1 protein-coding gene is annotated in these 321 nt (G+C 34.6%); it reads right to left on the bottom strand.

Translation table 11 applies throughout. The features are described 5' to 3' along the window. The coding region (locus ACFINC_RS09290) for a type II toxin-antitoxin system RelE/ParE family toxin (protein WP_375617025.1) at positions 1-229 on the bottom strand (229 nt) is incomplete at its 3' end. Positions 230-321 lie beyond the last annotated feature (92 nt).

The following is a 321-nucleotide window of genomic DNA, read 5'->3' as shown; positions in this document are numbered from 1 at the left end:
CTCCACCGCATAACAAAAGGATAAAATCAGAGCCTTTTTGGGTAAAATAAATTCTGTAACCAGCACCATAGTGGATGCGTACTTCACCTATGCTATTGAAGAACTTAACATCACCCAAAAGTCCTTGTTTTAAGCGTACAACACGTTGAAGAATAATCGCTTTAGCCTTTTTATCTTTGAGTTTCTTAAGCCAATTATCAAATTCTATCGTTTTATGAATGAATATCATTAGTGCACTGTAATGCACATGATGTGTAATGTCAATAATAATATTCCTTACAGAAAGGTATTTTGATGACGCGTCATTATATTCGGGTTAGG

This window comes from Bartonella sp. AP58NXGY, assembly GCF_042195785.1.
Taxonomy (GTDB): domain Bacteria; phylum Pseudomonadota; class Alphaproteobacteria; order Rhizobiales; family Rhizobiaceae; genus Bartonella.
This window is presented reverse-complemented; position numbering and strand designations above follow the sequence as displayed.